The organism is Paenibacillus roseus (assembly GCF_016424485.1).
GTDB lineage: Bacteria > Bacillota > Bacilli > Paenibacillales > Paenibacillaceae > Paenibacillus_D > Paenibacillus_D roseus.
Genome location: NZ_JAELUP010000056.1, coordinates 1 through 8,712 on the forward strand (window position 1 = coordinate 1; position 8,712 = coordinate 8,712).

The following is an 8,712-nucleotide window of genomic DNA, read 5'->3' on the forward strand; positions in this document are numbered from 1 at the left end:
TGTGCGGGGCCGGTAAACCTTTAAGGATTCCGCTCATCGCCGCTAGGGCTAGACCGGCAAACGATGCCGGATGCAAGGGGGGGCGGGGGAGTCACAGGGGCAAATACACAATCGATAGGAGTCAAACAACTATGATTACAATCAGCGTCTACAGCGTCAAACAAGTAAAAACGAAAGGAGGTCTCTACAATCTGGATAGTAAGGTCATCCGCTCCCCACGAGATGCTTACCAGATTATTCAGACTGTCCTGGACATCGAACACGAAGCAACGGAGGTATTCGGCATTCTTACGCTCAACGTTAAAATGGCCGTTGCGGGAATCCATGTCTTATCGACAGGTGGACTTAGTTCAGCCATTGTCCACCCCAGGGAGGTATTCAAAGCTGCCATCCTCAATAACGCTACATCCATTATCTGTTTCCATAACCATCCAAGTGGTGACATTTCTCCATCTCTGGAAGATATCAAGATGACAGAACGCCTTAAAGATGCTGGTGAGCTTATGGGTATTCCCCTTATGGACCATGTGATCATTGGTGATGGCCAATATTTCAGCTTCCAAGAACAGGGCATGATAATCGTCGGTTAAATCATCAATTATCAGGCAGCAAGGGAACCCTTGCTGCCTGGCCAAAGGGGGATGTACAGCAATGAAACAAATCGAATGGTTTCAGGATTACCGGCAACATAAAAAATTCATTGACGGTGTATTCCAAGAAAAGGATGTCATCCTTCAAAATTTGAAAGATGAAGGGAAAGAGCGCATATTCCATGTCCTTTCATTTGGGGGAGGTACGCAATCGGCGCACTTGCTGGAGCAGCATTTTAGAGGGGAAATTCATTATGACTATATTATTTTCTCGGATACTGGGGCCGAACCGGAATTTATCCGGGAGCAGGTTCGGTGGTGGCAGCTCCGGCAGAAGCAAGTGGGCAATACTACCCCGTTTTTAATCACCCATCATGGCAGCATGGAGCGTGGATTGGAAGAAATGTTAATGCGGTATATCCTCACAGATTATCAACGGTTCCAAATGCCGGTATACTGCAACAGCGTCAATCAAGATGGAGAAATCACACCTGCGGGCATACTGCCGCGGCAGTGTACCGTGGATTTCAAAATCGTTCCAGTTAAGCAAGCAGCCAGGAAAGCAGTTCTTGAGCTGCTGGGCCTCAAACCAGGACAACGGCTGCCGAAGGATATCGGGTTTATCATTGACATTGGCTTTTCTCTCGATGAGATCCGGCGGATTCATACGTACCGGTCACCTCAGTATGAATACATTCGTCTGGCGTATCCGCTAGTTGAAGAAAATCGAACAACAGACGAAAGCCTAGCGTTTTTGTCGAACCAGGGTTTCCCCATGCGGCGTTCACGCTGTTATCTCTGCCCCTTCCATTGCGGCGCAGATCGGGGGATAGGAATGGACTGGGAGGAAATTATCCGCGAGGAACCCTTCTCTTTTTTAAAAGCCTGCTGGTTTGATTCCAGGTTGCGAGAGGTACAGGCTACTGGAAACAAAATTATGCGAAGCATTCCCTATCTGCACTATAGCAGACGTCCGCTGTCATACGTATTCGAGCAGGAATTCAGGATCCTGCATCAATCCTACAATTCAAGGCTCCAGGAATGGGAAAAGGAATGGAAGGAATTTATCGCCAGCAAGTACGGGCTGAAAATAGTGGCATAGGAGCAGGAAGATCGCCCAACTTTTGTTGGGCGATCACTACAGAAACCAGGCTTAAACTCTTATTTTTCGTTGTTTACGACAAATAACTATGGTATAATGGTAATAGATACCACGAAGGGAGATTGACTATGAATACGCTGAATGAAATTCAAATCGCTGTGATGAAGGAATTTCCCATGCTTGAAAACAAGCTTGAAGAATTGTTGAAGAGCGGGGAATATCGGATAGTTAGTTTTCAGTATGATAATGTTTCAACAGCAAATCACGAAACCGTGAAAATTACGTTGAAAAAAGGATATGAACGGTTTTTACTTACTCAAGGGAAGGGCCATTATGCTGGTGGATATTCGCATGGCGTTTTTGGCCGTGAAGGGGAACGCGGAGAGCTATTTTGAAAGGGGGAGTCCTATGAATTGCCCGAATTGCAAGACGGGAATCCTGGAGTCTATTGGATACATTGAACTTAAACCAGGTCCGCTGGAGTTGAAGATCGATACCTTTATTCCGGATGAAACCCCGTTGCTTTCTATTATGATCTGCAGTAAGGATCCTTGCGGATTTACAGATATAAAAGCAGCCCCGGCTTCCCTCACTCTGGCCAAGAGATTCATGCGGGAACAAATGTATTCCGGAAGCTGCCATAAATAGCTTACCAGAAAGGGGAAAGCTTGCATATGGCGCACCCTGGTTTTAAGGAATGGCTCCAAGATAAAATGAGTAGTCCGCATACAATTTTGCGTTATAGCCGCATAGCGGCTGATTTTGAAAAATGGTGTAAGGAGCATGGCGTTGTCAAGGTTGATTCTGAGGATCTTGCGAACTGGAAGGAATATCTATTGAACGCCACTTATGTTCGAGCTGGTCAGCAGCATCGATACCGTCCGTCGACGGTTTCAAATGCAATAAAAGGAATCAAGGCATATCTTGAGTATCTGGTCAGTATAGGGGCGTTAAGTCCCCATATTTTAGAGCTGAAAAATACAAATTTATTAGTCAAGAGCAAAAGTCAATGGCTGGATGATCCAAAAATTGAAAAGCTGCTTAATCATTTCAGCAAAGAGTGGGATCGTCTTCGTAACCCTTGGCGTTACACAAGGAATAGGGCGATTGTTTTCAGTATGTTGTACGGTGGATTAAGGGTCTCGGAGGTTGCGAGGTTGGAGTCGGAACACATCCGTATTGTAAATGGCAACATGCTCCTGGACATCCAAGGAAGCCAAAAACGGCAAATTGCTGTGATTGGCCAACTAAAAGAAGCCATTGAAGAATGGCTTATCCATAGAGGAAACACAGGTACAGATAAATTATTTGTTTCACAACGGGGAGGCCCACTAACAACAAATGGGATTGAACATATGTTCAAGCATCAGGAACTACATGGTATAACTCCCCATGCTCTCAGAAACACTTTTGTTTATGATTTGGCCAATATTGGCCTGTCAGCAACCAGTATTGCAAACGAATTGGGGCATTCAAATGGGGATTACATCACCCATATGACGAAGTTGTTTGATACAAACACGCCAAGAAGGGAGATTAAATATTGAAAGTCATACTTGCAGAAAAACCTGACATGGGTCGCAATATTGCGGAAGTCTTGGGCGTAAAGAAAAAAAATATGGGCTACATAGAGCTACAAAACGGTGATATTGTGACCTGGGCTATTGGACACTTGATCCGGCTCAATACCCCGGATGCATACGAGCAATTTAAAGTCTGGAAGCTGGACAGTTTACCGATCATTCCGGAGCCGATGCTTTCCGAAGTAGATCCTTCCCGGAAAGATCAATTTAAGGTGATCAAAAGTTTACTAGATCAAGCAGATAGCTGCGTGATCGCAACGGACCCTGGTCGGGAAGGGGAGCATATTGGCCGTACGATCATCGAAGCATGTAAATTCAAAGGTCAGTTATTCCGGCTATGGATTCAGGACTTGACGCCTGCTACCATCAAAAAGGGGTTTGACAACCTGCAGTTGGGAACGGCCTATGACAATCTAGCGGCTGCGGCCAGGGCGCGAGCATATGCGGATTACTGGATTGGGTTTACTTCAACCCGATTCTTTACCCTGGCTGCTCAGGAAGTGACGGGAGAAAAAGCCGTGCTATCCGCTGGCCGCGTTCAAACACCAACCCTTCGGATTGTCTATGACCGGGAGTTGGCTATTGAAAACTTTACCCCGGAACCATTTTATAGCCTATTGGCCCAATTCAGAACCACTGCCGGTAGTTACACCGGAAAGTGGTTCAGACTCCAGGATGGTGAGAAAATTAACCGCCTGGATACGAAGGAAGAAGTAGAATCACTCCGGAAGCGCATTGAAGGCCAACCAGGCACGTTAACTGAATATGAAGAAAAAGAGGTCAAGCGAAGCGCGCCTCAGTTGCTGGATTCCACATCGATTAAGACGGCAGCTCGGAAGCAATTAGGCTTCTCCATCGATAAAACGGACAAAGTGCTACAAAGCATCTATGATAAAGGATTTGTCACTTATCCCCGGACATCAAGCGTCCATTTATCTGCCAATGCTGCGGACCAGCTCTCAGAGCGGCTCAATACAATCCGAAGCGAAAGTAAATATAAAGAAGTCTTCCCGGAAGAGATCAAATCTTTGAAAGGGAAATCCCGCTACGTAAATGATGAAAAGGCAGCGGAACACCATGCGATTGTCCCGACAGGGCAAAACCCCAAAGATTTAACCGACGAAGAAGAAAAACTCTATGAAATCATTCTTCTGAGAACCTTGGCGGCTCATCATCCGGAAGGCAGAGACAAGGAAGTCCTTGCATTGACACTTGTAGCTGGTGAAAGCTTCGAGACAAAAACCGTCTCCGTTATAGATTTAGGCTGGAGAAAGATTTTGAAGCCGGATGCAGAGGAAGAACAGCCCGAATCGAATGTCCTTCCTCCATTGCAAAATGGCCAAGCTGTCACTGTACAAAAAACTGAAATGCCGATCGGGAAGACAACCCCACCAAAGCGTTTGGCGGAAGATGATCTTGTTAAAGCCATGGCCAATGCAGGCCGCATCATCGAGGGTGACGAGGAATTGGCCGCTGTTCTAAAAGATTTGGGGATCGGAACGCCGGCGACACGATCTGGCATTGTGAAAGAACTCTTGAACAGGGAGTACATGGAGAGCAAAAGAAACATGATTTATTTGACGGATAAAGGTCGGAACTTCATGCGCCTGGTACATGACCACCCGCTGGCCAGCATCGAATTAACCGCTGATTTCGAAATGAAGCTGAATGAAGTCGCGGATGGCAAACGTTCTGCAGCCGCTACGCTGGATGAATTTAAGTCATTCGTCCAAGGTATTGTGGCGACAAAAGACGAGCTGCAGGTACAGATACGGAAGCAACTCCAGGGGCAGCCTCTCTTTCAGCAGCAGGGGGTTGAGGCGGTAGGTAATTGCCCGTCATGTAAAAAAGCAGTTGTTGAACGTAAAGAGTTCTACGGCTGTAGTGGATATAAAGACGGATGTAAGGTCACGATACCCAAGGAGTTCTTAAAAGTTAAGATATCGGCTAAAACTGCTGGGGTGCTACTAGAAGGCAAAGAAATACTGTTTCAAGGCATACCGGGACAATACGGCCCATACTCCTTGATCATCAAACATGATGGTCAAAAACTAGAAACACGTAAGCCTACGCTGGATGAGTTGACGCTAGGAGCTTGCCCGATTTGCAAAAAGCCAGTAACCGAGAAGGGTAATTTCTATGGCTGCAGTGGTTTCAAAGAAGGTTGTAAGTTCACTTTGCCGAAAGAATTTTTAGGCAGAGCCATAACTGCCAACCAGATACGGAAGCTATTAAAATCCGGAAAGACGGATGTCATTAAAGGATTTGAAGCCAAAGGAAAAAAATTTGATGCGGCGATAGGTTACAATATACAAGATCAAAAAGTCCAATTTCTAAAGTAATTATGGATTTAAAAACAACCGGCATACTGCTGCTGTAGTGTGCCGGTTGTTTATTATTACTTACTTTTAACAAATGTAACGTCACAATCCCCGCATTTGATATTTACCTCTTTCGAGGATCTGACGATGTTCTCGCAAGTCGGACACACCCATTTAATAATGTGTGAACGTTTCGGTCCTTCTTCTTCGGATTCATCTTCATCCTCTGCCGTTTGATCGGATGTCTCCATGCCTGGCAAATATCCAAAAGTAGCCCTGGCGATTTTGAACACATCCGGAATTAGGTCCAACGAGTCAATAACCTCTTTTGTCTCGTCCGTTATTTTCGAATACGACCAGCCGATTTTAGGATCCGGCTTATCCGAAGGATAATAAAAGCCATGCCGGATGCTTTCTTCTTTGAACTTCTTATTATGATAAGCCCCGCCACGGGACGTGTCTTTAATGCCCGTAACTTTGCAGTAGAGATGAACCATTTCATGCAGCAGCGTATCGACCAGTCCCTACATCCCTGGTCGTAATTTGCCGTTCAAAGAAGTTTTTTCCTATACCAATCTGCGAATCTATGGTATTATGGATTCTAGTAAATATTTCTTCCCTAAAAACTAAAAAGCCATTGTTTCAAGCGGCTCGGGGTCCCCACCCCTCGCTGCTCCATCCGATCAACACATCGGTGAAACAGGCGCTCAAAATAATGACTTAGTAGTATAATCAATAAGGTCAAACAACTGACTTTATTGTACCATACCGCCAGCCTTTTATACAAGACTTTTCACGGTATGTTAGAGCTACTACATAAGTCCTGATTTCAAAATCAGGTTATGAGCCCTGGATTTCCCTTTGTGGAGATCCAGGGCTTTTTTGGTTGCGTTGATCCAATGGTATCTATCTGTCAAAGATAGGATCATTTGCTCATATATTTTAGTAATAGTTTGCCCAATTCGATAGATTCTAAACGCCCCATTCTCCATTTTTGAAAATAAGAACATGAGGGCTTGATTTCCTATTGTCAATTTTCATAAGGGACGGTTTCCATATTTCACTATCGATGCAGTTCCCCCTTATGTGGAGATCATCCAGGACTTTTTTGGTTGCGTTGATCCAATGATATCTATCGGCCAAAGGTAGAATCATTTGCTCATATATCTAGTAATAGTTTAACCCAATTCGATAGATTCTAAACGCCCCATTTTCCATTTTTTGAAAATAAGAACATGAGGGCTTGATTTCCTATTGCCATTTTTCAGAAGGGACGGTTTTCACATGTCGCTATCGATGCAGCTCCAAGCCCCGCAACCACTCATACCACTAACACGAGCAGAAGCATTTTTTGGCCTGCTGTACGGTACGCATATGCAAGCATTCCCGAAACGGACAGCAGCAAAAGGAAAAGCGCGGTCTTTTCACAAGGAGCGTCAATGGGTTTTTGTCGGATCCAAGGATCAAATGAAAAGTATGGCCACGCAGTCCACATTGTACGCGGTCCTGGCCGATCAGGATGTCGATACCACTTATTACACGCCGAATGGCTACTACCGGCGTGATTTGCGTCTCACAGAGACGCTACGCTGGCTAAATGGCTATGTCTTTGACTTGGACGTCAGTGGCGAGTCTGTTCAGGACATCATGGATCGTATTAAGCAGGCCGGGCTTCCGAGCCCAACAGCAGTCATCCGGACGCCGCGCGGCGGCTTTCATGTGGCTTATTTCTTCAACCAACCTGTGCGGGCAACTACCAGGGCGGTGAAGCTTTACACGGCTATCATGCGGCATATGGCTTCCGATTTGGGAGCTGATCTGCACGCGGTAGGCGCAAATCGGATTTTCCGGACGCCAACCGATCAAAATCTGGTTCAATTCGAGCCATCGAGCCGTTACGATTTTGATTGGTTTAAAGACTGGCGCGATATTAACCATCCATACGATCCATCAGATATCGGATACCTCAACATCAATACTCAAAACCTGATGGAGCATCCGGCACTGGAGCATTTGTTGACAGCCCCCTGCCCCGAAGGCAGCCGGGAAGCAACTGCGTTCAACCTTGCTTTGGCCATGAAAGCATCTGATTGGCCACAAGCACGAGCTGAATCAGCTCTCCAGGTGTGGTTTAATTCCTGCTGCTCAAAATTCTCTAAAGCCGGTAAAGACCCGTTTACAGAGCGTGATGCAGTCTATAAGGCTGGTTACGTCTATTTAAAATCATCCCTGCATGCCCCTACAGCCGAAATCATTCGGGAATTAAGCGGGCTTCCGTTTGCATACGCAATACGTAACGAATGGGAAACAGCCAAATCCCGGTCAGACCGGGAAAGAGTACATTTGCACGAATGGTCTGCAGATTTGTTGGAGTTACTATCCCAAGTTAAAGAGTTAGCAGGTACTCAACAGGAGTTGGCCACGCGGCTAAATTGCCCGTTGGCTTCGTTTAAATTAATCCTTAAACAATTATCTCAAGAGCAAAAGATCATCACCGAGACGCGTAAAGGTCGCGGTGGAAGCACGATTATTAGGCTTCCAGAGCCTCCAGAGGTCCCAAATCCGCAGCCAGAGAGCAATATCATACCTTTCCCACCAGGGAGAAAAAAACCGAGGAAAAAGCCCTACACTGCCCCGACAGTGATCATCCAGGTTGATTTTGGCGCTCCATTGGATGCTCACTCCTTTTTGAGCAAGCAAACAGAACTGGATCCAGACCCACCACCAGATTAAAAAGTATATACTCCATATACAGGGGATAGGGTGGTGGGCGGGTGTACCTGAACTCCTGAGATCGGGGATGGTGATTTGCGTAGCAAATCGTCCTTCTGCCTGCCTCTTGTGGATATCTTGCGTATCTCCCTTCGGTTATCCACAGGCTCTCCCTTTCTGCGATTTTTTAGAGGCTCTGAGACTTGATCCTTCTGGCGGTTACGGCGTCTCACCTGATGCTTACACTTGTTGCCGCACCTGCGGCCACTACAACTCTTTTTCTTGCCTTTTTTTTTCTCTGCACCGTAGCGCGTGGCGCTTCGCCGTCCGGTTCCCGTCTAGCAGCTCCCACCTGCACCGTAGCGCGTGGCGCTTCGCCGTCCGGCTCCCGGCCGCAGCAGCTC

Annotated in this window: 7 protein-coding genes; 6 read left to right on the forward strand and 1 reads right to left on the reverse strand. The window is 46.3% G+C overall.

From position 1 onward, the window contains the following. The first annotated feature begins 131 nt into the window (after positions 1–131). From JFN88_RS11135 to topB, 5 genes are all read left to right on the forward strand, one after another. A complete protein-coding gene (locus JFN88_RS11135) occupies positions 132–590 on the forward strand; it encodes a JAB domain-containing protein (protein WP_233167718.1) in 459 nt (152 codons plus the stop codon). Between the two features lie 61 nt (positions 591–651). Continuing rightward, entirely contained in the window at positions 652–1,692 is a 1,041-nt protein-coding gene (locus JFN88_RS11140) for a hypothetical protein (protein ID WP_199019373.1), read from the forward strand. Positions 1,693–1,820: 128 nt separating this feature from the next. Then, positions 1,821–2,087: a hypothetical protein gene (locus JFN88_RS11145; RefSeq protein WP_199019374.1), complete on the forward strand. Its 267-nt coding sequence runs from the start codon at positions 1,821–1,823 to the stop codon at positions 2,085–2,087. Positions 2,088–2,366: 279 nt separating this feature from the next. After that, positions 2,367–3,239, forward strand: coding sequence for a tyrosine-type recombinase/integrase (locus JFN88_RS11150; RefSeq protein ID WP_199019375.1), 873 nt, complete (start codon positions 2,367–2,369; stop codon positions 3,237–3,239). Then, positions 3,236–5,617, forward strand: coding sequence for a DNA topoisomerase III (topB, locus tag JFN88_RS11155; protein ID WP_199019376.1), 2,382 nt, complete (start codon positions 3,236–3,238; stop codon positions 5,615–5,617). Before JFN88_RS11150 ends, topB begins: the two co-directional genes overlap by 4 nt. Before the next feature lie 56 nt (positions 5,618–5,673). Here topB and JFN88_RS11160 read toward each other — a convergent pair whose 3' ends face one another. Then, complete coding sequence (locus JFN88_RS11160; protein ID WP_199019377.1) at positions 5,674–6,093, reverse strand: hypothetical protein; 420 nt, start codon at positions 6,091–6,093, stop codon at positions 5,674–5,676. 787 nt (positions 6,094–6,880) lie between these two features. Between JFN88_RS11160 and JFN88_RS11165 the strand changes: the two genes are divergently transcribed. Next, positions 6,881–8,329, forward strand: coding sequence for a replication initiation protein (locus JFN88_RS11165; protein ID WP_199019378.1), 1,449 nt, complete (start codon positions 6,881–6,883; stop codon positions 8,327–8,329). Positions 8,330–8,712: the final 383 nt, after the last annotated feature.